The organism is Methanoculleus oceani, assembly GCF_023702065.1.
Taxonomy (GTDB): Archaea; Halobacteriota; Methanomicrobia; order Methanomicrobiales; family Methanoculleaceae; genus Methanoculleus; species Methanoculleus oceani.
In genome coordinates this window covers 456,065-478,931 of sequence record NZ_QFDM01000001.1, presented here as the reverse complement: position 1 = coordinate 478,931, position 22,867 = coordinate 456,065, and the positions used below count along the sequence as shown (strand labels likewise).

Genomic DNA, 22,867 nt, shown 5'->3' with positions numbered 1-22,867 from the left:
ATTAATATGTTTTGATAACCTCCATCTTCAGTAAGCACCTTAAGGATGCTTTTCAGGACCGCAGAAGGACCTATACGTGACCTCCGCCGAGCCTCCAGGACACTCATACGGCGCGCAGCCGGACTACCGGATACTCGAGTGTTTGGAAGATGCGGTTCTCGTGGTCGACGAGGGCGACGGCATAATCTGGGCAAACACAGCCTGCCGCCGGATCCTCGGAGTGCCCGGGAGCGAACCCGGACAGATCGTCGAAGCGCTCGGGGCGATGAGCAATCTTGCGGACGGGGACAGGCTCCCGGAGTTCGAGTGCCGGCTCCCGGGACCGGGCGGAGAGCGGCGGTATCGCTGCTCGGGCAGGAGGACGCCGTCCGGAAAGGGGTGGGTGCTCCGGCTCCGGGAAGCCCCGGACGTCGGGGATTACGAGGCGATCGTCGAGTACACCGGGACGGCGACGATCCTCATCGAGGGCGACGGCACCATCTCAGTGGCGAACACGGAGTTCGAGCGGCTCTCCGGGTGCTCGCGCGCCGAGATCGTCGGCAAAAAGCGGCTGATTGATTTCATTGCCGATGCAGACGACCAGCGGCGGCTCATGGGGTACCACGCCCTCCGGCGGAGGGCTCCCGGGGCTGCGCCGAAGAACTACTCCTTCACGTTCATCGATTGTTACGGCACCCTTCACACCGTCGAGGTCACCATCGGCCTGATCCCGGGGACGGCCCGCTCGGTGATGTCGCTCGTCGACGTGACCGAGCAGAGGCGTGCGGAGCGGGCGCTGCAGGAGAGCGAAGAACGGTTGAACCTCGCACTCTCGGCGACAAACGAGGGGCTGGTCGACTGGGACGTCAGAACCGGCACGATCTTTTACAGTCAGCGGACCTTCACAATGCTCGGCTACGAGCCGAAAGCATTCGTGCCCACGCTTCCTGCGATCCTCTCACTCGTCCACCCGGAGGACCGCGGCCGCGTGGAGGCAGTTCTCACCGATATGGCCGCCGGAAAACGCGATCACTGTGAGATGGAGTTCCGGATGGGGTCGGCATCAGGGGAGTGGGTCTACATCCTCGACCGGCTCCGGGTGGTCCGCCGCGACGGCGACGGGAAACCGCTCAGGATCGCGGGGACACATTCCGATATTACGGAGCGTAAGCAGGCGGAGAAAGAACTCCTGATCCGGGGGATGGCAATCGAGTCGTCGTTTGCCGCTATCGCCATCGCCGACCTCGACGGGTACATCACGTACGCCAACCGGGCGCTGCTCGCGATGGGCGGGGTCACCGACTCCGACAGGGTCCTCGGGCGGCATCTCACGGAGTTCTGGGTAGACCAGGGGAAGGTCGCGAGAGTTCTTGCAGCGTTTGCGGAGCGGGGCAGGTCTACCGGAGAACTGGTCGGCCGCAGGGCCGATGGAACGGAGTTTATTGCCCACGTGACCGCGAACATCGTCACCGACGAATCCGGAAACCCGGTCTGCATCCTTGCTACCGCCGTCGATATCACCGAGGAGCGACGCATGGCGCAGGCGCTCCGGGAGAGCGAGGAGCGCTACCGGATGCTTGCGGAGCTGGCACCGGATGTCATCTTCCTCATCAACGTAGAAGGGGATGTCCTCTACGTGAACAGTGCCGGCACCCGCCTGCTCGGCACGGAACTGAAGAGTCTCCGGGGGAAGAACATCGGGGAACTGTTTCCGCCTGTCGTTGCGGATCGATGGCTCACGATGATCCGGACTGCAGCGGAGTCACCCGGGGAGATCCTCACCGAGGAGACCCTGATACCCGGGGACGATGGGGGCATCTGGCTTGAGGCGCGTCTCATCCCGATGGCGGAAAGCGACGGCACCGTCCGGCGCCTGCTCGGGATCAGCCGCGACGTCACCGGCCGGAAGCGGACGGAAGAGCGGCTCCGGTTTCAGGCCCGGGTGCTCTCGCAGGTGGAGGATGCCGTTATCGCGGCCGACACGGAGAGGCGGATCACCTACATGAACCGGGCCGCAGAAAAGCTCTACGGCGTTCCTTCAGGCGAGGGCCTCGGTCGGCCTGAGGCGGAACTCTTCACCAACCAGTGGATTGGCCCGGAAGAAAAACGGGAGGCACAGGATGCCCTCCGGGCGTCCGGGTTCTGGCGCGGCGTCACCGTCCACAGGAAGAGGGATGGAGAGACCATGTTCGTCGATATGACCGTCAGCACCCTGAATGACGAGCACGGGAACGTCACCGGGACACTCTGCTCCATCCGCGACATCACCGAGCAGAAACGTGCCGAGCTCGAACTCCGGATCAAGGATATGGCGATAGCCTCGGCACGCGAAGGCATCTCTCTCTCCGATCTCGACATGAAGGTCATCTACGTCAACCGCGCTTTCCTCGCCATGCACGGGTGGGAGCAGGAGGAGATCGTCGGGCACCCGATCTCGGTGCTCTGGGCCGACCGGGAGGAGATGAACCGGGTCAGAAAGGATTTCCTCCGGAACGGCGCCTGGTCCGGTGAGGTGAAAGCGCGGCGAAAAGACGGATCGACCTTCCCCATGCAGCTTGCCCTCTCCATCGTCACCGACGAAGCGGGCAGGCGGATCTGCACGATGGGATCGGGGGTCGACATCACCGAACGGAAGCAGGCCGAGCAGGAGCTCCGGATCCGGGAGATGGCGATAGCATCGTCATCAAGCGCGTTCACCATCGCCGATCTCGACGGCCGCCTGACCTACGTCAACCAGGCATTCCTCTCCATGTGGGGCTACGGCTCCCCCGCCGAGGTGATCGGGAGGCCGGTCAAAGAACTCTGGGAGGACGAGGAGGACGCCCTGAATACGTTCCGGAAAGTCGTCCACACCGGCAGGCACACCGGCGAGCGGATCGGCAGGAGGCGGAATGGAACGATATTCTATACCATGTTCTCCGGAAACCTGGTCAGGAACAGCGACGGAATTCCCATCTGCATCGCGGCCTCGCTCACCGACATCACCAGCCAGAAACAGGCCGAGGCAGAGATCCAGGCCCATAACCGCGAGCTCTCGGTCTTGAACCGGATCATCGGCGCATCGGCGTCCGCGACGGACATCGATGAAGCCCTGGAGAGGGTGCTCGCGGTAACCCTCGACCTTCTCGATCTCTCGGGCGGCGGCATCTACCTGATCGAGCCGGGAAGGCAGAGAGCACGGCTCGTCTGCACGCAGGGCCTCCCGGAGGGCTTTCCTGCGCAGCCATGCATCCCGGACATCACCGAGCAGCCCTACACGGGGGTGCTGGTGGCAGGGGAGACCCGCTTCTTCGACGACTACCCCGATCTCCGCTACCCGGGGGAGAGCGAAGGAACACCGCACCCGTGCGCCAGCATTCCGATTATGGCGCACGGGAGGGTCATCGGGGCCCTGAACGTGGTGTCCGGGAGCGGCAGCCCGTTCACCGACGCCGACCGCTCCCTCCTTACGGTCATCGGGAGGGAGGTCGGCACCTCCATCGAGCGCACCATGCTGATCCGGAAGCTCGGGATGGCCGAGCAGGTGGCAAACCTCTACCTCGATATCCTCAGCCACGATATCAGGAACGCCGAGAACGTCTCGGGCCTCTACACCGACCTCCTCGTCGATATGCTCGAGGGGGAGACGAAGGGCTACGCACAGAAACTCCAGGCCAGCATCCGAAAGAGCATCGAGATTTTAAGGAACGTCTCGACGATCCGCCGGATTCACCAGGAGTCGGCAGCGCTCGTGCCGGTCGACCTTGATAGGGTGATCCGGGACGAGATCAGGACCTTCTCCGGGAGTCGGATCCACTACGACGATACGGATCTTGCGGTCACGGCCGACGCGCTCCTCCCCGAGGTCTTCACGAACCTGATCGGGAACGCCATCAAGTTTGGGGGGCCGGCGGTCGAGGTGGCCATCCGGGTCGAGGCGCACGGCGATGAAGTCCTGGTCTCGGTCGAGGATACCGGGCCGGGGGTTCCCGACGAAAAGAAGGAGATCGTGTTCATGCGGTTCGGGCAGAGCATACACCACAAGAGCGGCCAGGGCCTCGGCCTCTACATCACCCGTATGCTCGTCGAACGTTACGGCGGCAGGGTCCGGGTCGACGATCGGGTGCCGGGCCGGCCGGAATGCGGCGCCGCGTTCCGATTCACCCTGAAACGGGCCTGAAAAAAGAGAGGGGCTCAGAGGAGCGACCAGATAAGGAGCCCGGCGGAGGCGGCCATGAGCACGGCAAAGATGGCAGGGTTCCAGGCGAGAACCTTGCGCCCGTCGAGAACACTGATCGGGAGCATGTTGAAGGCGGCGATCATCGCGTTGATCCGGAGCCCGACAAGGCCCACGACAGCGAGGAGTCCGCCGCCGCCAAAGAGCATGAGGGCCGCGAACGGTATGCAGAGGAGGAGGTTCGTGATCGGACCTGCCGCCGATATCCGCCCGTTCTCGGTCCGTGTTGCGTTCCCGTAGACGTAGGTCGCCCCCGGTGCCGCAAAGACGACTCCGACGAGCGCTGCCATCACAACGGCGACGAGGAGCATCTGGTTGTCCTTCTTGAACTCGGCCCAGTAGCCGTAGCGCATGGCGGCGAACTTATGCGCCAGTTCGTGGAGGACGAAGGCGACCCCCACCGTGACGAGGGACATGGCGAAGAAGAAGACGAACCCGATGGGATCTATCCCGCCCCGGATGTAGAGCAGGGTGAAGGCGACCGAGATGGCAAGCCACGCGATCAGGAGGTCCCGGCGCTCGCGTGGCGGTATTCGTTCCAGCATCCGGTACCTGGTTTGTCCCGGCACGATAATATCCTTCGCTTCCCCCGGGGCCGACCCATCAAATTTATTCCCCGGCCGGAGCCAATCATGTAGTATGTCCCTTGATGCCGTCAGGAACGAAGTCCGGGAGATAGATGAACGGATCATCGACCTTGTTGCAAAGCGGCAGAGACTGGCGGCGCAGATCGCCCGCCTCAAGCAGGAGAACAGTCTTCCCATCCGCGACGAGGAGCAGCGGAAGATGGTCCTCGACCGGGTCTTCACCTACGCCGTCGAGAGCCGGATCGACCCGGTCGCCGTCCGGAGGGTCTTTGAGATCCTGATCGAGATGAACGAAGAGCGGCAGCGGGAATGCAGCGGCGACGGCAACCTGCCATAGAGGTCGTCCCTGAACCCCCACGAGGCCGCGTCGGCCGGAGCGCTTTGCGACGACCACCTGAAAAAAAGGTTATCGGGAGAGCATCGTGCCGACGCCCTCGTCGGTGAAGAGCTCGAGGAGCAGGTTGTGCTCCCGGTTGCCATTCACGACGTGGGCGCTTACAACACCGTTCCTGACCGCTTTCATACACCCTTCGAGCTTCGGGATCATCCCGCCGGCGATGATCCCTTCACCGATCATCGCCTCCGCCTCGGGGAGCGTCAGCCGGTGGTAGACCATCGTCCGGTCGGGGTTCATCACCCCGTCCACGTCTGTGAGGTTGATCAGTTTGAATGCCCCCAGAGCAATCGCGATCTCGGCCGCCGCGGTATCGGCGTTGATGTTCAGGCTCCGGCCCTGCCGGTCGATGGCGATCGGGGCCACCACCGGGATGTAGTTCTGGGCGAGGAGGCAGTGGAGCACCTCGGGATCGACCTCCTCGATCTCGCCGACCTGGCCGAGATCCACCTCCTGCACGACCTCCCCCACCTTCACCCGCTGGGGGTCCATCTTCCGGGCGATGAGGAGGTTGCCGTCGTTGCCGGAGATCCCGACCGCACGGGTGCCGCAGTTTGCGATGAGGGAGACTATTCCATCGTTGATCTTGCCCACGAGGACCATCTGGGCAATCTCGAGGGTCTCGAGGTCCGTGATCCGCAGCCCCCCGACGAACTTCGGCTCTTTGCCCATCGCCTGCATCTTCGTGGTGATCTCGGGGCCGCCGCCGTGGACCAGGACGACCTTCATCCCCACGTAGCGGAGGAGGACGGCATCCCGGATCACCGTCTCGAGGATGTTCTGGTCGACCATCGCGTGGCCGCCGAGTTTGATCACGATCGTTTTGCCGTGGAACTTCTGGATGTAGGGGAGTGCCTCCATCAGCACATCTTCTCGTTTCATGTCGTATACTTCCCGTTGATCTCTACGTACTTCTCCGTGAGGTCGCACCCCCACGCCGTCGCCTTCCCCTCGCCTGCGGCAAGGTCGAGGTCGAACGCGACGGTATCACCGTGCATCGCGGCCTTCGCCTTCGAAAGATCCGCGACGATCTCGCCGCGGAGGACGAGCGGCGTCCGTCCGGCGCCCTCGCCGACAGAGAGAGAGACCGCGTAGGGGTCGAACTCAACGCCGGCCCTACCGGCGGCCGCGACCACCCGGCCCCAGTTCGGGTCCTCGCCGTAGATGGCGGTCTTGACGAGCGGAGAGGCGACGATCGTCCGCGCCACGGCGGCGGCAGCGTCCTCGTCGGCGGCGCCGCGGACCGTGACCGCGAGGAGTTTCGTCGCCCCCTCGCCGTCGCGGGCGATCTGGACGGCGAGGTCGCGGCAGACGGCCTCGACCGCTCTCGCAAGCTCGTCACGGTCGACCCGGCCGGCGGCGCCGGTCGCGGTGCAGAGGGCCACGTCGTTCGTGCTCGTGTCGCCGTCGACCACGACCCGGTTGAAGGACCGCCGGGCCGCCTGGCGGAGGATATCCTGGAGAACCGGGGCCTCGACCTCCGCGTCGGTGTAGATGAACGCGAGCATCGTCCCCATGTTGGGGGCGATCATCCCGCTCCCCTTGGTGATCCCGCCGACGGCAAACGACTCCGTCTCGACGAGGGCGTGTTTTGGGAAGGTGTCGGTGGTCATGATCGCCCTCGCCGCCGCGTCCTCGGCGTCGCCGCTCCGGGCGAGGAGCGGCGCGACCCGGCCGCACTGGTCCCGGATCAGGGGAAGGTCGAGGTAGCGCCCGATCACCCCGGTGCTCGCGACGCCGACCGACTCAGGGTCGAGGTCGAGGGATCCGGCCGCCACGGCGCACATCTCGACGGCATCACGGTATCCCCGCTCGCCGGTGTAGGCGTTCGCGCACCCGCTGTTCACGACGATGGCGTCGAGGGTGCCCCGGCGCATCCGGTCCACCATCACCTCGACCGGGGCCGCCCGCACCTTATTCGACGTGAAGACGCCGGCCGCGGTCCCGCTCGCCCGGATCAGGGCAAGCCCGTACTTCCTCTCCTTGATCCCCGAGGCCGCTACGCCCCTGACCGCACAGATGCTCTTCACGACTCTTCCTCCCGGGAAGACGCCCCGAGGCCCTGGACGATGTCTGCCCGGGTGACGATCCCGACCAGTTTTCCGTCGCGGAGCACCGGGAGGCGTGCGATACCTTCGTGGAGCATCTGGGCGGCGGCATCGGCGATATCCGAATCCTCGTCGATGGCGATAACCGGGCTGCTCATCACCCGCCTGACCTCCATGTCGCCGATATCGGTGAGTGCACGCTTCGTCTTCTCCCAGTTGATGAACTCCCTGACCGGGACCTCGATCACCTCGAGCGGCGACGGGAGCCAGAGGTCTTCGGAGAGGTCGCCGGTATCGAGGAGCGAGAGGATATCGGTCTCGGTGACGATTCCCGCCACCCGCTCCCCGTCCATCACGGGGAGGCCGCCGATATGGTATTTCCGGAGCAATCCCGCCGCCTCGCGCACCGGTGAGTCGACCCGGACGGTCACGGGGTCCGGTGTCATAACATCCTTAACAAGCATCGTCGTCACCTCAGGGGAGCATCCCGGCGTTGCGGAGACCGTCGTCTTCCGCAAACCCGCACATCAGGTTCATGTTCTGGATCGCCTGGCCGCTTGCGCCCTTGACCAGGTTGTCGATCGCGGAGACCGCGACAACACGGTCGCCCTCGCTCTCGACCGCAACGTCGCAGAAGTTCGTGCCCCGCACGGCCGCGAGGGTCGGTCTCTGGTAGCGGACGAAGAACTCGTTCTCGTAGAACTTCCGGTAGAGCGCCTCGACCTCGTCCTGCTCCATCGGCTCGCGGAGGAGGATGTGGGCCGTCGTGAGGATCCCCCGGTTCACCGGGAGGAGGTGCGGCGTGAAGTAGCACCGGGCGTCCGAGCCGAGCCTGGCGGCCTCCTGCTTCATCTCCGCGAGGTGGCGGTGGCTCGTCCACTTGTAGGCGGTGAAGTTGTCGCCGACGTTTCCGTAGTGGGTGGTCGCGGACGGGGTGTTTCCGGCCCCTGAGACCCCGGTCTTCGAGTCGTAGATGATGGTGTGGGCGAGTTTCGCGAGCGGTGCTGCGGCAAGCGTCGCCCCGGTCGGGAAACACCCGGGGTTCGCGACGAAGGTGGCTCCCCTGACCTCGTCGCGGTGGAGCTCGGGCAGGCCGTAGGGGGCCTCGAAGTAGGCCTCGTGGGGCACGCCGTAGGTCTTCTCGTATACATCCTTCGCGAGCCGGTAGTCGGCCGAGAGGTCGACGGTCCTGATCCCCCGTTCCACCAGCGTCCCGGCCACCTTCATCGCCGCCGTGTGCGGTACGGCGAGGAAGGCGAAATCGGCATCGATATCGCCGGCTTCGGTGTTCCGGAAGACGAGATCGGTCAGTCCCCGGAGGTGGGGGTGCACCGAGGCGACGGGGGTGCCGTCCAGCTTCCGGGACGTCGCGGCGACGACTTCCGCGGACGAGTGGTGCAGCAGGAGCCGCATTAACTCGCCGCCGGTGTATCCGGATGCACCGATAATCGCAATTTCCATAAGAAAGAGGTGTCTTTTATAGAATCTTAAGGCTTTGTGGTGTATCGTTCGTAGAGCCGGGCGGCCGTCGACTCGATCTCATCTCTTCCTTCGAGCCCTTCGAGGAGAACCTGCGGCAACGCGGTTTTCCCGTAGGTCGCGCCCGCGTAGGCCCCGCAGATGAGCGCGATGGTGTCGGTGTTCCCCCCGACGTGTGCGGCGGTGGTGAGGAGAGCCATGACGTCCTTGATGCGGTTGATCAGGAAGAATGCGAGCGGAACGGTCTGGTAGACGGTCACGTCGTTGCCTATCACCGATAACGCGCTCTCGAGACTGATCCCCTCGTTTGCCAGGCGGACGGCGTCGCGGATCTTGTTGCCGAGGGCAACGTCTTCGAGGGCGGCGTGCTTCCCGGCAAGGGAGAGAGCGTCGGGGCGGCCGCGGACGGCGTAGTGGACGAGCATCGCGACGGTGACCGCTCCCGCGTGCGCCGCCGGGTGGGTGTGAGTGACGCTGCAGGCCTGGACCACCCGCTCGGTCACGTCGATGGGGTCGCCGTAGAGGAGGCCGAACGGGACGGAGATGCCGGTGCAGCCGGCGGTGTTGGAGGAGACACCACCCGGCCTCTCGCCGGAGAGGAGGAGGTGCCGGCACGCGGCGTCCACGGCACCGTCGGGGAACCGAAGCTCCTCGTTCATGTACATCCGGGCAAGGGCGGCCGCATACCCCTGCTCCGAGTAGGTGCCGTCGGCGAGCATGCCGGCCACGAGGAGCATCATCTGGGTGTCGTCGGTGAACTGCCCGGGTTTCAGCCCGGCGTTCGGGTGCCCCCGCCACGCCCGGCGGTATCCCTCGTGGAGGCGCTGGAAGTCCGGCGGCGTGCTCTCCCGCGCCATGCCGAGCGCATCCCCGATGGCGGCCCCGAGGAGACAGCCCTTGAACTGATCGAGCATTTGAGTAGTATCTCTCTAAGGGTTCCTCTTAAGGGTTGTTGTTCTGCGCGCGGGGGAAACGGCGATGTCCGGCGGCATAGAAGCCGGGGGAGCCGTTACATGGCCCATCAAGCCCTCATGGCGTCGATCAGACCTCCTGCAAGGCTCGCAAGCCGGCTCAGGCCGCATGCGGATATGACGTCCCGCTCGTCGTAAATGACGTGCACGATCTTCTGCTCCCCGCCGACCTCGACCGTCCCGGCCTGGTCGATGACGAGCGACGTCGCGCCGCACCGGACCGTCCCGAGGATCACGTCGCCGCCGACCGTGAACGAAGCGGAACTCCCGGGCTCGCCGGCGACGGCTCCCTCGAAGAACCGCATCTGAGGCAGGGCGGCGGCGAACGTGCCCGACTCGTTCTTGACGAAGGCCCGGGCACCTTCTGCAACGGGGCCCGGCACCGGTTCAAGGCCGAGCACGAACTCCCGGCCGGGGAGGCGGAGCGTCACCAGCCCCCCCGAACCCGCGTCGGCGACGAACGCCGCCGGGTCGGCGGTCACGAGGTCGTACTTCCGGAGGGGCGGAAGGTTTGTGAGGTTCATCCCCCCGGCCGTCGGGACCGGGCTGAAGTACACGGGATCGGTCATGACCACGTCAACCGTAGGGCCGGACGGTAGCCCCGGCGCCACCACGTATCCGGCGTCGGGGAACGTCACGTTCTCATCGAGCAGGATCAGGCCGGGGTGCTGCCGTGCGATCTCCTCAGTGATCGGAACCCTCTGCGGGGTTTCAATGACCGGATTGTACATCGACATGTCCCGGGGCGTGACCCACTCGTCAAAGGTATCGAGCCAGTTCGTGGTGCCCCCGGTGGAGGGCGCCGGAGCGGCGGCGGAACCCGCCGGGAGGAGGAGCGCCAATATCAGGAGTACTTTGATTACCCGCATACCCGGTCACCTCATTGGTTGAGAGGGATCTCGGCATTCATCTATAAACGATTTCTGTGGCGCGCGTCTACGCATTGGACCTGCCGGATTGGTTCCACGTCAGAAATCGGTACCCTCACCCGCATCAGTACTTCATGTACATCCCGAGCACCGCCGATCCGCCATCGGCCGTCGGAATGAGGGCTACGGCCCTGCTGTACTCGTCCAGCCGCTGTGTCGACGCCCACCGCGTAGCACCGTCTTCATCGAATCTCTCTACCCGGAGCATGGCACCGCCGTGGTTGTTTTCGGCAAGGGCCGCCGAGAGGTACCCGCCGCCAGGGGTCCAGATCACCGGAGCGGAGGCGTTGATCGTGTTCCGCCGGAGGATGCTCCCGTCCTCGCCGAGCGAGACCTCCAGAACTCCCGCCGGCTCCGCACCCGTGACCCCGGCAAGCAGGCCGTAACCGCCGGTCACGTCCTGCCAGGCCGCCGAGAGGAGGTATTGCTCCCCGGAACCGCCCCGGATCGTCGTGTTCCAGACCGGTGTACCGCGGTCGTCGAACTTCGCCGCTATTACGGCTCCGGGCGCCCCTGCTGCTTCCCCGGCGACGAGGAACTCTCCCGCCGGGTCCGAAACGATAATCGGGATCGAACCCGGACTCACGCCCCCGGCCGGCTCCTGCAAGGTGACGCTGCCGTTAGCGTCGATCCTCGAAACCCGGTCGTCACCAGCCGCGATCCAGCCTCCGGCACCCAAGGGTGCGATCGCCCAGTACTCCCCCTCCGCGGCAAGGTCCGTGCGGTGCCGCTCGCTCCCGTCCCCATCCGTCAGGATGAGGAGGCCGCGGGAAGCCACGACGGCGAATCCCCGTGCACCGGCAGACGCGATCCCCGTCCCGCGGCGATCGTCCGGCGTCGGGTAGGTCGTATCCCATACTATCGCCCCCTCCTGGTCGAGGAGGATAATCCTCGGTGTCGGATGAAACTCGCCTAGGTCCGAGACCGACCCGGCGATCGCGTAGCCGTCGGGAACCTCGACGATGGAGAATGCTTCGTCGAACCTCCCGCTGTCGATGACGGTGAACCATTCCCGGTCCCCGGAATCGTCCAGTTTCAGCACCCAGACGTCCCCCTCCAGCGCGCGATGGCCCGGCGTCAGCGGCCGGTCGAGACACCCGGCGACGGTCAACAGAATGAACATTGCAACCATCACGAAGATCCAGAGTCTACTTTGGGTCTGTGTCATCGCTTCACCCTCCAGTTGCACCTTCACCCGGACTGCGCATCACGATGCCCACAATCAGGCAGACGACCGCTGCACCGAGGAATACCTCCAGGTACAGCCCGGCCAGCAGGCCGAGAGAGAAGAAACCCCGGTACCCGGGTTCCCCGGCGGTTCCGATTGCTGCTGCGAGAGCATCGAAGAGTATGCCGAGAACGGGCAGTTTTTCCGCGAAGACCGGCGGGGCGGCGCCAGGCAATTTATCGGGACCCACGAGCTGGGCAACCAGGAACGGCAGCTGAAGAAGCGACCCGACTGCAACACACAACCTCCTGCCGCTCGTAGCAACATTCCTGAACAGAAAATACGCCGTCGCCACGGTGGATGCCGAGACCGTAACCATCGACAGCAGGATTATTCCGGATACCAGCGGGCTGGCGGGAGCGCCTGCATAAGCCGTGGCGATCGTGCCGGACGCCCCCGCCATGATTCCTATCCCGAGCGAAACCGCCGGACGCCGTTTTTCCTGTCCCGGTTTCCCGACCAGGGCTATAAGAGCGAAAGGCCATGCGAGGACGAAGGCGATGGCCGGAAAGAAGAGCAGACTCACGGTGCATCCTTCCCGCGGGACCTCCGGACGAGGAAGTAGCCCACCAGGAGCACGATCACGGCTCCGAGAGCACACCCGAGATGCACAGGGCTATAGAAGACGCTGAACGCACTCCCGGAGCCGTGATACGTCGTCGTATCTGCAGGTTCCGCAAGCACGGCCGGTGGTGCCTCGCCGTCTGTCGGATCGATCAGCACATCAAGTTCCAGGCTGTCAGGGTCGACAGATCTGATCTTGATGGGGATATCTTCAACTCCCAGTATTTCTGCCTCTTCGTTCAGCATCGTGTATATCTCGTCCACCGCAACGCTGGCTTTATCCCGAGGATATGCCTCCACAATACCGATTTCAACATACCCTTCAATATCGTATCCAAAACCGATAATGGGGCCATCCGGGTAAAGATAGGGTTTTATTGAGTCGAACGTGTCGCTTGTGAGATTCTCCAGAAAGTTATACCATGAACGACGGTGTTGAGCGTCTTTGAACTCTGGTAAATAGCCTCGCGTATCAACGACATTTTCACTTGACCTGAGGAATTCAACGGCCGCGGTGTATTCGTCATCTGTAAGTTCTGCACGTTCAACAGTTGTGTTATATTCATCAGCAACCGGATTCGCAGAAGCAAGTCCTGGACAGACCGATGCTGTCAGCAGAAGTACAACGAGTGTCGGCAGGAGTTGCCGTTTTTTCTCCATTTCTTCACCCCCTACAGGATCGCTATCTACGATCTTGCCAGCACAAAATCTACACTCACCAGCAGCGGTGCCAGGAGCAGAGAGAATGCCTGTATTCCGGTTTTTGGTTCCATCTATGCGAACTCCGTTTTCGTTCGCTTGAGACAGGAGAGGTGCATGTTTGAGAACGCAGAACGCGTATGCCCCTCTGCCTCCGGGCATGCAGGGTTCTTCATCCGGGCGTCGACTGTGGATAGAGGATTTCAAACACACGTGGGCGCTACACGCGATACCTAACACGTTTTTAGGCCGTTAGAACATATAAAATCGACACTCATCGTTCGGCTGGAACCGAACGCACCATAAACCTTTGGATCCGGTCGGCAGTCCGGGAAACTGCCATCTTCCTGCCGTCACACAGCAAATCGCAACATTAAAGGTTTATTCGGTTGGAACCGAACGATCACAGTGGGTTTTATACGATTTCACCCCGGATCCAGATATGGTTCCGGATGCTCCGAACTCTCTGATGTGATCAAATGCACTCGAAGACATGGATATGGCTCGGTATCGGCGCCGTTCTCATCCTTGCTGCGGCAAACCTCGCCATACTTGCGGCCTTTCCCCCGGGACAGCAGCACGTACAGGAACCGCTCAAGCGGGTGAACTGGATACTGCCGTTCGGGCCGGGGTTCGAGTACCGCGATCCCTATGAAAGCCCGGTGATCGTCTACGACGGGATGAACGAGACCTGGCGCCTGCAAAACGCCGCCGCCTGGAACCGGACCATCGCCCTCGATGACCGCTACAGCCTCGATCCGGCCCGCCCGGAGGATATCCGGTACACTCCCGATATCGCGATCGAGGACGGTAAAATCAGCCTCGACTTCTTCGTCCGGAACCTCGCTAGCGAAGACTGCGCACGTGCCGATCTTGCCGTGACGACGGAAATCACGCGCCTGAACGCTACCATGGGGTCGCCGGAGGGGGACATCCTCTCCGGCGCCGCGACCGCGCTGCCCATCGGCGATCTTGCCGCCGGGGAGTGGCGCGAAGTGCGGGTGGCGGCGGACCTCCCGCGGCCCGGCCCGGAGGAACTCCTCTACCTGACGATCGGTCTTGCCGCCCCGCACAACCTCATGGCCCCGAACGGCACGTCGGTCGCTTTCGATCTCCGGGGAATGAGTAGCGTCGTCTCCGGCCCCATCCCCACCTGCGGGGACACGATTGACCCCGATTACAACAGGGCCCGCCTTCCCCGGGCATCGGCGGCGTTCGTCGTAGCGGGGAGAGATGCACCGGAGCCGGCCCCGCCGCTGACCATCCGGGCGGAGTGACTGGATTCGCCGCATACCCCCTTTTTCAGCCCTGCCAGGAGCCGGAACGCTTTTCCCTTCCGGCAGAAGAGTATCTGATCGTTTCAGGCCAGACTATGGAAGACGTCACGCTCGACCGGGACGATATCGCCGCTCTCTCCTCCGACGCCCGGGTCGCTATCCTCAAAGCGCTCGATATCCGGCCCATGACAATGAGCGAGCTCGCCGATCGGCTTGGCCTTGCCAGGTCGACCGTTCATGAGCACCTCAGTGTTCTCGCCGACGCGGATCTCGTGCATTACGAGAATGCCCGGAAATGGCGGGACTACACCCTGACGAAGAGGGGGCGGCGGATCCTTCATCCCGGGAGGGACCACCGGATCATCATCATCCTCGGCGCGTCCTTCGCTGCCATGACGGCCGGACTGCTCTGCGTGACCTCATATCTCCGCGGTTTCGTAGTCCAGGGGGGAAGCGTCGTCCGGGAACCTCTCCTCCTCTACGCGGGCGAGGCGCTCCTCGGCGTGACGGTCGTGCTCTGGTGCCTTGCGGTGCGGTGCCGGCGAAGAACCTCCCCGTGCCGGGAGTAAGTCCTCTCCACTCGCCCTGCTCCACGAAATCGTGCCTTAACCTATTGCCGCCGCTTCGCGACCTGACCCGACAGCACATGTTCCGGGCGCGGGTTAAGGGAGCAGAACCGTAAAGGGGTATCGGCACTCACCTTGATGAACCGGACGGAGCGGTGCCCATATGAACGGCGCGATCACGGATTTCCTGATAGTTGCGGACCAGATATTCATCCTGGTCCTCCTGATCGCCGCCGGCTACGTCGCCGTCTCGACAAAGATCGTCGACCCCCGGGCCACCCGGGGGCTCTCCGGGCTCCTCATCAACATCACCATCCCGGCGCTGATCGTCGCCTCGATGCAGGTGCCCTTCACCCCCGAGCGCCTCGCCGGGGCCGAGACCCTGATATTCGCGACCGGGGCGCTCTACGTCTTCTCGTTCGCCCTCGCCTGGGGGGTCTCGAAAGCCATGCGGGTCCCGCCCGCGGAGGAGGGGGTGCTCCAGTTCGCGATCGTCTTCGGGAACGTCGGGTTCATGGGGTTCCCGGTCGCCCTGACGCTCTTCGGGGAGGACTCGCTCTTTTACGTCGCGATCTTCAACCTCTTCTTCAACATCCTGGTTTTCTCGGTCGGGATCGCGATGCTGACCGAGGGGAGGGGGAAGGGGTTCGATCCAAAACTCCTCTTAAACCCCGGGATCGCGGCCTCCGTCGTCGGGCTCGCCCTCTTCCTCGGCTCGGTGGAGATCCCGAACCCCTTCATCGACTCGATCGAACTCCTCGGGGGGGTGACGACGCCGCTCGCGATGATCATCGTCGGGGCGATGCTCGCGACGTTCCCGGCCCGGGAGATGGTCGGGAACTGGCGGATATGGGCGGCGAGTGCCATCCTCCTCCTCGCCATCCCGGCGGCCTACTGCTACCTCCTCGCCCCGGTCTTTGCCGACCCCTACATCAACGGGATCATGATCACGATGGCCGCGATGCCCGCCGCCGCAAACACCGTCATCTTCGCGGAGCAGTACGGCGCCGACTCCCGGCTCGCGTCGCAGATCGTCTTCGTCTCGACGATCGGGTCGCTCGTTACGATTCCGCTGATCGCGACGGTGATGCTGTAGGACGGGAGCGAGAGCGACCCGAACACCGACTGCAGTTATGGGGCCGTCCCGGCTCCCCCGGTTGCCTCAACCAGGTAGTACCCGAGTCTCCTCTTCAGAACATCCTGCTCCTCCCGGGGAAGTGCCGATTCCCCGGCGAATATCTTTCTGATCTCCGTAACAAACCGGGTCTTCTCTTCTTCCGATAGATCCGTTGCGGCATCTCTGACGAAAGCCCAATCCTCTTCGGTCGGCTCGCATCTCTCCGGTTCGATATCCCTCCAGGACGAGGGGATCGGGACGGCCTGCGGGAGTCTCGAATCCCCGGCCACCAGGATGACGGTCAGGTTCCCCGCCCGCCCGGGCTCTTTTGCCGTGCCGGGCATCTCTACCGGGTCCTGCACGGCGCCAGCGCCCGGTGCGTGGAGGAGGAGCAGGGCCGCGAGCAGCGCCGCCGAAAGAGAGAGGAAGAGCCATGTTAACGATCTCCTCTTCATCGGAGCATCCTCCGCAGACCGCGCTTACCCTGCATCATAGGCCTTCTCTCCTCCGCACACGATCACGGCAACGGGTTTCCGTAACAGGTCGTCAAGAATCCCCCCAACAGCGGCAAGAGCCGTCACCGTAATCCCGTAGAGACGTACAGCCCTGATCCTCATAGGAACCCGATACCTCCTGCGATAACCCGGTAATCAGCCGGAACCGGGACGAAGCCGGACTCAGTGCTCATAACGTCCGTATTCACCATTGTCGTCCAGGTATTCTCTCTTATCAAACGTTTCGTGCCCCCCACTCCCCGGTAGTCGAGGCTGAACGTGACCACCGCTGCATCCTCCGGCGACGGGACGAAGCCATCGAGGAATACAACCGAGGTGTAGGTCCCGCTCGAAACCCGGCTAAACTCAGCGACGCTCATGTTATTGGGTGTCGCAAGCACGGGCACGAGCAGCCGCGGCTCCCTCTTCATCTCCCATGCAGTCAGGTTGGTAGGCCGCTGGTGCAGGGGCAACCGCTGCAGCTCGTCTTCCGTCTGCAGCACCTCAAACGATACAGAGATATCGGGCGCATACTCTCCCGTCGTCGTGAACGCGAGCATCTTCCCGTAGGGTGTCTCCCGGACCGCCGCCTGCCACCCGGTAACCCCATCGCCGGAGAACACCCCCTCCGGGATCACCGGTTCACCCTCTGCGTTTGCAGGGAGCGGGACCATGACCGTGGCGGTGCCGTTCACGGTAAGACCGGATAGACCGGTGATCTCGATCACATAGAAGTTGCCCGGCAGAACGGTCTCGGAGAACGCAGGAGCAAAGAGGAACAGGAAGACAACCACGGCAAGAACGGCAGCGATCGCCTTGAGAACATAATCAACCTTCATACGGACCTCGCGACGTGCTGCCGGGCGTCGGACCCGGGGATGGACCGTGCCTGCCCCGATACCGGTATCTATGGGTGAGAAGTCAACGTTCTGACATATACCTTTTCTGTGACGCGTGTCTCCGCATCGAGCCTCAGGACAGGCACCCGACCGGAGGTAGGCCATCACGGCTCCCGCACTACCACGCCACCGTCCGGAGGGTTGCGAGAAGAAAGACCAGCCCACCGAGGCCGGTGTTGACGTACGGGAGGTACCAGTAGACCCGGTCGATGGAGAGGCTCTCCCGCAGGAGGAGGGCGAGGGGGACGGCCGGGTAGACCAGGACGAGCAGGCTCACCGGGTTGAAGTCGGCAAGCCGGATGACGAGGACGGCAAGCCCCGACCAGAACACGAGGCAGAGGAGGAGCGAACGCCGTTCCTGGAGAAGGACGGCCGTCGTCGTCATCCCCGCGGCCGCATCGAAGCTGATGTCGGGGATAGCGGAGAAGAGGTGCATCGCGGCGACATGAAGGTAGCCGGCGATGACCAGGGCCAGCGGCGGGAGGGTGCCGCTCGCGATGTAGTAGCCCAGGATCCCCGGGACGACGTAGAGCATGTTCGAGGAGAAGTCGAGGACCGGGACCTCCTTGAACCGGAGCGGCGGGGCGCTGTAAAAGTAGGAGAGGAAGAGGAACGAGAGGAGAAGCGCCTTTCCGACAGTATCGAGCGCAGCGAGGAGCGCGAGGCTGACGGCGCCCGCAAGGCCGAGGAGGAGGAGCAGGTCCCGGCCGTCCGCCTCGCTGATGCGGTACTCCTTCACGTCTTTTTTAGGGTTGAACCGGTCGGTCTCCTGGTCCCACCAGTCGTTCACCCCGTAGATGAGGAGGTTTGCCGGAAGGAAGAAGTAGAGCAGGAAGAGGATGTACGCGGGATTGAAGAACGCCGTCCAGGAGTCCATCCCGAGGGCGTAGCCCACCACGTAGGTCCCGCCGGTGTAGATCCAGAACCGGAACCGCGAGACCCGCCAGGCGAGCGAGAGGAGCCGCGGCGTCATGGACGTCATGCCTTCAGGGTGTTCGAGGCGGCGCCTGAGACGATCCGGATCACCGACGGCTTCACCTTCCGCCGGTGGACGACGGCCGGGTCCCGCTCTATCGCCCGGGCCGTCCAGCGGTACATGTCCGACGCCGTCCGGATCGGGATCCGGTAACGCCGGGGAATGTGCCCGAACCCTGCTTCCGCCTCTTCCTGCCACACCCGGTAGCGCCGGAGCTGGAACCGGACAAACGCCGCAAACGCCCGGGGGTCACGGGAAGCGGTCGTCGCCGAGAGGTCGTCGAGCCCGAACCGGTCCATCTCGTCTTGGGGGAAATAGGTCCGGCCGAGAGCGAGGTCCTCTGCGATGTCGCGGATGAAGTTGACGTACTGCATCGCCCGGCCGAGGTTCTGCGCCGCAGCGTGCGATTCCGGCGGGAGATCGAGGATCCGGGCCATCATCAGCCCGATCACCTCGGACGATCCGTAGAGGTAGCCCTCGAGATCCCGGATCGCCCGGTAGGAGCCGACCGTGATGTCCTTCTCCATGGAGTTGAGAAACGCCGCCGTCCATGCCGGGTCGAGGCCTTTGCGCCCCGCAAGTTCGACGAATAAATCGATCACCACGTCCCCCGTCGTCTCCCCGGCCGCGGCCGCGGCGTAGCGGTCGATGAAGGCGTAGAACTCCTCGACCTCCTGCGGCACAGCGTCCACGTAATCGTCGGCCGTGCGGACGAAACTGTAGAGGGAAAAGACATCCTCCCGCACCGCCGGCGGGAAGAAGAGGGTCGAGTAGAAGTAGGTCCTGCTCCCCCGCCTGAAGATGTCGTAGATGGTCCTGTCGATCACGGGGCACCTCAACGGTGGTAGCGGCCGGTCAACTCGCGGGCGACGATCTGGGACGATATCAGGGTCATCGGCACCCCGATCCCCGGGTGGGTGTACTGGCCGGTGTAGTAGAGGTTCCTGACACGCTTGCTCCGGTGCGCCGGCCGCCAGAGCGCCGTCTGCCGGAGGGTGTGGGAGAGCCCGAGCGCCGTGCCCCGGTAGGCGTTGTAGCGGTCCGAGAAGTCCGAGAGCGCGAATATCCGTCGGGTCACGACCGAACCCCGAATATTCTCGCCGAGGATCTCCTCCATGCGGTTCATGAGGTGGTCGTAGAACCGCTCGCGGAGTTCCGGGGTGTCCTCAAGATCGGGGGCGAGGGGTGCGAGGACGAAGAGGGTATCGGTGCCCTTCGGGGCGGCGGTCGTATCCGTCCTCGAGGGGACGTTGACGTAGAACGAAGGACTCGACGGCCAGGCAGCTTTTTTGGGATCGAAGATTGTCTCAAACCCCTCCTCCCAGTCGGGCTCGAGGAAGATGTTGTGGTGGGCGAGCCCCTCGATCACCCGATCGACACCGAGATAGGCGACGAACGTGGACGGGGCGAGGACCTTTTTTGCCCAGTAGGAGGCGGAGTACGACCGTGAGCCTTCGGAGAGGAGGGAGAGTTCCGTAAACGGATAGTCCGCGTTGACGACGACGATATCGGTCTCGTGCGCCCCGAGCGGGGTGACGACCCGGCGGGCGATTCCGTCCTCGACGTCGATGGCGGTCGCCGGTTCGTTGTAGCGGTACTCGACCCCGAACTCCCGGCCGAGCGAGACCAGGGCATCGACCACCGCCCGCATGCCCCCCTCCGGGTACCACACGCCCATATTCAGGTCGATGTGCGTCATGATGTGGTAGAACGAGGGGGTGTTTCTCGGCGAGCCGCCGAGGAAGCCGATGGAGTACTGCACGATCTTCCGGGCCTCGTCGCTTTCGAAGCGCTTCTTGACGAAGGACTCCAGGTTCTCGAAGGGATGGAGTTTCCTCCCCCGGGAAAGGAGCCGCCGGTCGAAGAAGTCGAAGATGCTCCGGTAGTCCCGGTAGAGGAGGTCGCTCATGGTGATCCCATACGTCTCCTCCGATTCGGCGAGGTAGCCCCGGAGTTTTTCGGCCCCACCGGGTTCGAACGACTCGAAGAGAGCGAGGTTCTTCTCGAGGTCGGCCGAAACGTCCGCGACTCGTTCGTCGGCGAAGAAGACCCGGTACGAGGGGTCGAGTCTCACGAGCGGGAAGTAGTCTTTCGGGCTTTTCCCGAACTCCGCGAAGAAACGGTCGTAGACATCGGGCATCAGGTACCAGGACGGCCCCATATCGAACGTAAACCCGTTATCGCGGTGGACGCTCGCCCGGCCCCCGGGCTGCTCGTTCTTCTCGATCACCGTGACGTCGAAACCGCCCTTCGCAAGAAGGGCGGCGACGGAGAGGCCCCCGAACCCGGCTCCAACGATTACAGCCCGCATCATTCCCCCCTTCCGGAACGGAAAACGGGTGTAGGAAGTCACAGGTGGCATATATATTTTGGCGTCAGGATCGTCATGGGAGACCGCCGGCGATGCGGTGCTCACCGCGAGGGATCGTCGCCGAAAACGACCGGAAGGGTTGCAAGGGCGAGCGCGGTCCCGAGGAGCGCCGGTATCGCAAGGCCGTCCCGGGTAAGATAGCCGGTCCAGAACGCGAGTATCAAAAGAAGGCTCGCCGCGACCATCCCGGGGATCGGCCGGCCGGACGAGATGAGCCGGAAGAGTGCAACGTAGACCGCTCCGGTCAGGACCCAGCCCACGAAGTTCGAGGCCGGGACGCCGTAATAAGCGCCTCCGTCGAGCCAGACCCAGAGGCCGGCGTGGACGACCGCCGGGTCGATGACCAGGTCGACGAGGAGGAGGACGAAGGTTCCGGCCGGGACCAGGCGGCTCCAGGCGGTCCCGGCAGCGGCCGCGGCGAGGGTCACCGCCCCGAGCAGCATCGGGAGGTAGGCGAAGGCGACCGTCCAGGGGACGAGGCCGAAGACGCGGTAGCCGAGGTCGGCCGCGTAGGTGAAGCTGCCATACGGGACGCCGGTCGAGACGGCGTATGCCTCGACGGCGAGCGGGAGGAGGCTCAGGAGGAGGAGGAGGGCGATGCCCCGCAGGGGCCCGAGCCAGCGCACGAGGGCGACGTAGGAGGGGAGGGCGAGCCCGACCAGGAAGACCACCGGAACGGCGGTCGGGATCGCCGGGTCGTCGAACCGGACCACCAGATAGGCGGCGAGGAAGAGGGCGAGGGCGGTGAGGAGGAGCGCCGCCCGGATGATGCGCATGGGCGGGGGAGGGCGGCGGCGGGGATAAACTTCGCCCTCACCGCCCCCCGCCCCCGGTGAAAGTGAACCGGGCATCGAGGAGCCGCTCTTTTAAGTCCCGGCAGAGGTCTTCGGCGAGCGTCCGGCCCGACTGGCGGAGGGTGATCGGGACCTTCCGCCCCCGGACCCGGATCGCGCCCTCCCCCGCTTCGAGGGCGTTGTTCGGGCAGGCGGCAAGGCAGGCGGTGCAGGCGAGGCAGCGGTCGCGGTCGATCCCGGTCTCGCGGGAGAACGCACCGGTGGGGCAGACCGCGGCCGCAACGCAGGCCGAGCACTCCTCGCACCACTCGGGGTAGTAGGTCACCTCCCGGTCGGGCTGCTGCCAGACGTCGGCGTAAGTCCCTTCCCCGAGGACGGCGCGGGTGTTGATATCGGCCACCGGGAGGGGGATATGCTCATCGAGAACGCGGAGGGCCGCGACCTGCCGGTCGTCGAGGACCGGGATCGCGACGCCGAGGCTCGTGATGCACTCGGGCCCGGCGGAGGTCGTAAACCCGCCCATGTAGCGGGGCTGCATCCCGGCCATGTCGGCGATGACCGTGAGGTTGGGGCGCCCGGGGGTGCTCCGGGTTCCCTCCCCGGTCACGATCCCGACCGAGCCGTTCAGGAGGATGGGCGTCCCGTCCCGGATCGCGAGCCGGGCGGGGTCGTTCTGGAGGGGATTGATCTCGCCGCATCCGCTGACCGAGACCTCCCGGCAGGGCCCCTGAAGACCCTCGATGGAGAAGATCGTCTTCACCCGGGTCGGCAGGGTGTTTACGTAGGCGGTATAGTTCTTGTAAGCGCTCCGGGTGGTGAAGAGCCGGGCGTAGCCAAAGTCGTCGAGGGTCACCCGTGCTTCGATCGACCGGTCGGCGGCCTCCACCACCACCTCGATCTCGCGGCCCTCGACGATCTCGCGGAAGAGGTGGCCGCCCCCGTAGCCGGCGCTGGCGTGGGCGGTCCCGGAGACGATCAGGTCGAGGAGCCCGAGGCGCTCGTTCGGGCAGGGACCGGGCATGCAGGGGACGCCGTTCAGCCAGGCCCGCTCCGCCCGCTCGAACGTCCCCGGCGTCGCCACCGGGACCGAGAGGATCGCCGCGGTCCCGGACATCACCCCGCACGTCCCGGTGGTGACCACGTCCACGTCCGCGGCCGTGATCTCTGCACCCTCGCGGATGAGGCGTTTGAACTCCGCGGCGGTGTAGACGACCGCCGAACCGTTCCGGATCTTCTCATCGATCTCTGCCATCGTCTTCATGATACTCCCGATCTCCTC

The 22,867-nt window shown here is 64.4% G+C and carries 22 protein-coding genes; 5 read left to right on the top strand and 17 right to left on the bottom strand.

Translation table 11 applies throughout. From position 1 onward, the window contains the following. Positions 1 to 76: 76 nt before the first annotated feature. On the top strand, positions 77 to 4,138 hold the full coding sequence (locus DIC75_RS02540; protein ID WP_352151402.1) for a PAS domain S-box protein: 4,062 nt from the start codon (positions 77 to 79) through the stop codon (positions 4,136 to 4,138). 14 nt (positions 4,139 to 4,152) lie between these two features. On the opposite strand, the gene DIC75_RS02535 is transcribed toward DIC75_RS02540, so the two are convergent. Continuing rightward, positions 4,153 to 4,740 (bottom strand): site-2 protease family protein, encoded by a 588-nt coding sequence (locus tag DIC75_RS02535; protein ID WP_250986438.1) that lies wholly within the window; start codon positions 4,738 to 4,740, stop codon positions 4,153 to 4,155. Between the two features lie 94 nt (positions 4,741 to 4,834). Between DIC75_RS02535 and DIC75_RS02530 the strand changes: the two genes are divergently transcribed. Next, on the top strand, positions 4,835 to 5,119 hold the full coding sequence (locus tag DIC75_RS02530) for a chorismate mutase (protein ID WP_250986437.1): 285 nt from the start codon (positions 4,835 to 4,837) through the stop codon (positions 5,117 to 5,119). 69 nt (positions 5,120 to 5,188) lie between these two features. Here DIC75_RS02530 and argB read toward each other — a convergent pair whose 3' ends face one another. The 9 genes from argB to DIC75_RS02485 form a co-directional block, all read right to left on the bottom strand. Beyond that, the gene (argB, locus tag DIC75_RS02525) at positions 5,189 to 6,058 is read right to left on the bottom strand and encodes an acetylglutamate kinase (RefSeq protein WP_250986436.1); all 870 of its coding nucleotides are present in this window, start codon (positions 6,056 to 6,058) and stop codon (positions 5,189 to 5,191) included. Then, a complete protein-coding gene (gene argJ / locus DIC75_RS02520; protein ID WP_250986435.1) occupies positions 6,055 to 7,206 on the bottom strand; it encodes a bifunctional ornithine acetyltransferase/N-acetylglutamate synthase in 1,152 nt (383 codons plus the stop codon). The genes argB and argJ overlap by 4 nt, the downstream gene beginning before the upstream one ends. Next, positions 7,203 to 7,688 carry a CBS domain-containing protein gene (locus tag DIC75_RS02515; RefSeq protein ID WP_250986434.1) on the bottom strand — a complete coding sequence of 162 codons (486 nt, stop codon included), beginning with the start codon at positions 7,686 to 7,688 and terminating at the stop codon, positions 7,203 to 7,205. The genes argJ and DIC75_RS02515 overlap by 4 nt, the downstream gene beginning before the upstream one ends. A gap of 10 nt (positions 7,689 to 7,698) precedes the next feature. After that, positions 7,699 to 8,685, bottom strand: a complete 987-nt coding sequence (gene argC, locus DIC75_RS02510; protein ID WP_250986433.1) for an N-acetyl-gamma-glutamyl-phosphate reductase — start codon at positions 8,683 to 8,685, stop codon at positions 7,699 to 7,701. Between the two features lie 26 nt (positions 8,686 to 8,711). Continuing rightward, positions 8,712 to 9,617 (bottom strand): ADP-ribosylglycohydrolase family protein, encoded by a 906-nt coding sequence (locus DIC75_RS02505; RefSeq protein ID WP_250986432.1) that lies wholly within the window; start codon positions 9,615 to 9,617, stop codon positions 8,712 to 8,714. A 107-nt stretch (positions 9,618 to 9,724) separates the two neighbouring features. Continuing rightward, complete coding sequence (locus DIC75_RS02500) at positions 9,725 to 10,543, bottom strand: hypothetical protein (RefSeq protein WP_250986431.1); 819 nt, start codon at positions 10,541 to 10,543, stop codon at positions 9,725 to 9,727. A 124-nt stretch (positions 10,544 to 10,667) separates the two neighbouring features. Next, positions 10,668 to 11,771, bottom strand: a complete 1,104-nt coding sequence (locus tag DIC75_RS02495; RefSeq protein ID WP_250986430.1) for a hypothetical protein — start codon at positions 11,769 to 11,771, stop codon at positions 10,668 to 10,670. A 4-nt stretch (positions 11,772 to 11,775) separates the two neighbouring features. Further along, entirely contained in the window at positions 11,776 to 12,357 is a 582-nt protein-coding gene (locus tag DIC75_RS02490) for a hypothetical protein (protein ID WP_250986429.1), read from the bottom strand. Further along, on the bottom strand, positions 12,354 to 13,055 hold the full coding sequence (locus DIC75_RS02485; RefSeq protein ID WP_250986428.1) for a hypothetical protein: 702 nt from the start codon (positions 13,053 to 13,055) through the stop codon (positions 12,354 to 12,356). Before DIC75_RS02485 ends, DIC75_RS02490 begins: the two co-directional genes overlap by 4 nt. A 518-nt stretch (positions 13,056 to 13,573) precedes the next feature. Here DIC75_RS02485 and DIC75_RS02480 point away from each other — a divergent pair. From DIC75_RS02480 to DIC75_RS02470, 3 genes are all read left to right on the top strand, one after another. After that, positions 13,574 to 14,371: a hypothetical protein gene (locus DIC75_RS02480; RefSeq protein WP_250986427.1), complete on the top strand. Its 798-nt coding sequence runs from the start codon at positions 13,574 to 13,576 to the stop codon at positions 14,369 to 14,371. 95 nt (positions 14,372 to 14,466) lie between these two features. After that, a complete protein-coding gene (locus DIC75_RS02475) occupies positions 14,467 to 14,940 on the top strand; it encodes an ArsR/SmtB family transcription factor (protein WP_250986426.1) in 474 nt (157 codons plus the stop codon). Positions 14,941 to 15,100: 160 nt separating this feature from the next. Further along, positions 15,101 to 16,033 carry an AEC family transporter gene (locus tag DIC75_RS02470; protein ID WP_250986425.1) on the top strand — a complete coding sequence of 311 codons (933 nt, stop codon included), beginning with the start codon at positions 15,101 to 15,103 and terminating at the stop codon, positions 16,031 to 16,033. Positions 16,034 to 16,068: 35 nt separating this feature from the next. Here DIC75_RS02470 and DIC75_RS02465 read toward each other — a convergent pair whose 3' ends face one another. From DIC75_RS02465 to DIC75_RS02435, 7 genes are all read right to left on the bottom strand, one after another. Then, positions 16,069 to 16,509 (bottom strand): hypothetical protein, encoded by a 441-nt coding sequence (locus tag DIC75_RS02465; protein ID WP_250986424.1) that lies wholly within the window; start codon positions 16,507 to 16,509, stop codon positions 16,069 to 16,071. A 158-nt stretch (positions 16,510 to 16,667) separates the two neighbouring features. Next, positions 16,668 to 17,387: a hypothetical protein gene (locus DIC75_RS02460; RefSeq protein WP_250986423.1), complete on the bottom strand. Its 720-nt coding sequence runs from the start codon at positions 17,385 to 17,387 to the stop codon at positions 16,668 to 16,670. A gap of 178 nt (positions 17,388 to 17,565) precedes the next feature. Further along, positions 17,566 to 18,429, bottom strand: a complete 864-nt coding sequence (locus DIC75_RS02455; protein ID WP_250986422.1) for a prenyltransferase — start codon at positions 18,427 to 18,429, stop codon at positions 17,566 to 17,568. Beyond that, entirely contained in the window at positions 18,426 to 19,250 is an 825-nt protein-coding gene (locus DIC75_RS02450) for a phytoene/squalene synthase family protein (protein ID WP_250986421.1), read from the bottom strand. The genes DIC75_RS02455 and DIC75_RS02450 overlap by 4 nt, the downstream gene beginning before the upstream one ends. Before the next feature lie 8 nt (positions 19,251 to 19,258). Further along, on the bottom strand, positions 19,259 to 20,737 hold the full coding sequence (crtID, locus tag DIC75_RS02445; protein WP_250986420.1) for a bifunctional phytoene desaturase/3,4-desaturase: 1,479 nt from the start codon (positions 20,735 to 20,737) through the stop codon (positions 19,259 to 19,261). Positions 20,738 to 20,835: 98 nt separating this feature from the next. After that, positions 20,836 to 21,570, bottom strand: coding sequence for a carotenoid biosynthesis protein (locus DIC75_RS02440; RefSeq protein ID WP_250986419.1), 735 nt, complete (start codon positions 21,568 to 21,570; stop codon positions 20,836 to 20,838). Between the two features lie 37 nt (positions 21,571 to 21,607). Then, positions 21,608 to 22,849 (bottom strand): methanogenesis marker 16 metalloprotein, encoded by a 1,242-nt coding sequence (locus DIC75_RS02435; protein WP_250986418.1) that lies wholly within the window; start codon positions 22,847 to 22,849, stop codon positions 21,608 to 21,610. Positions 22,850 to 22,867: the final 18 nt, after the last annotated feature.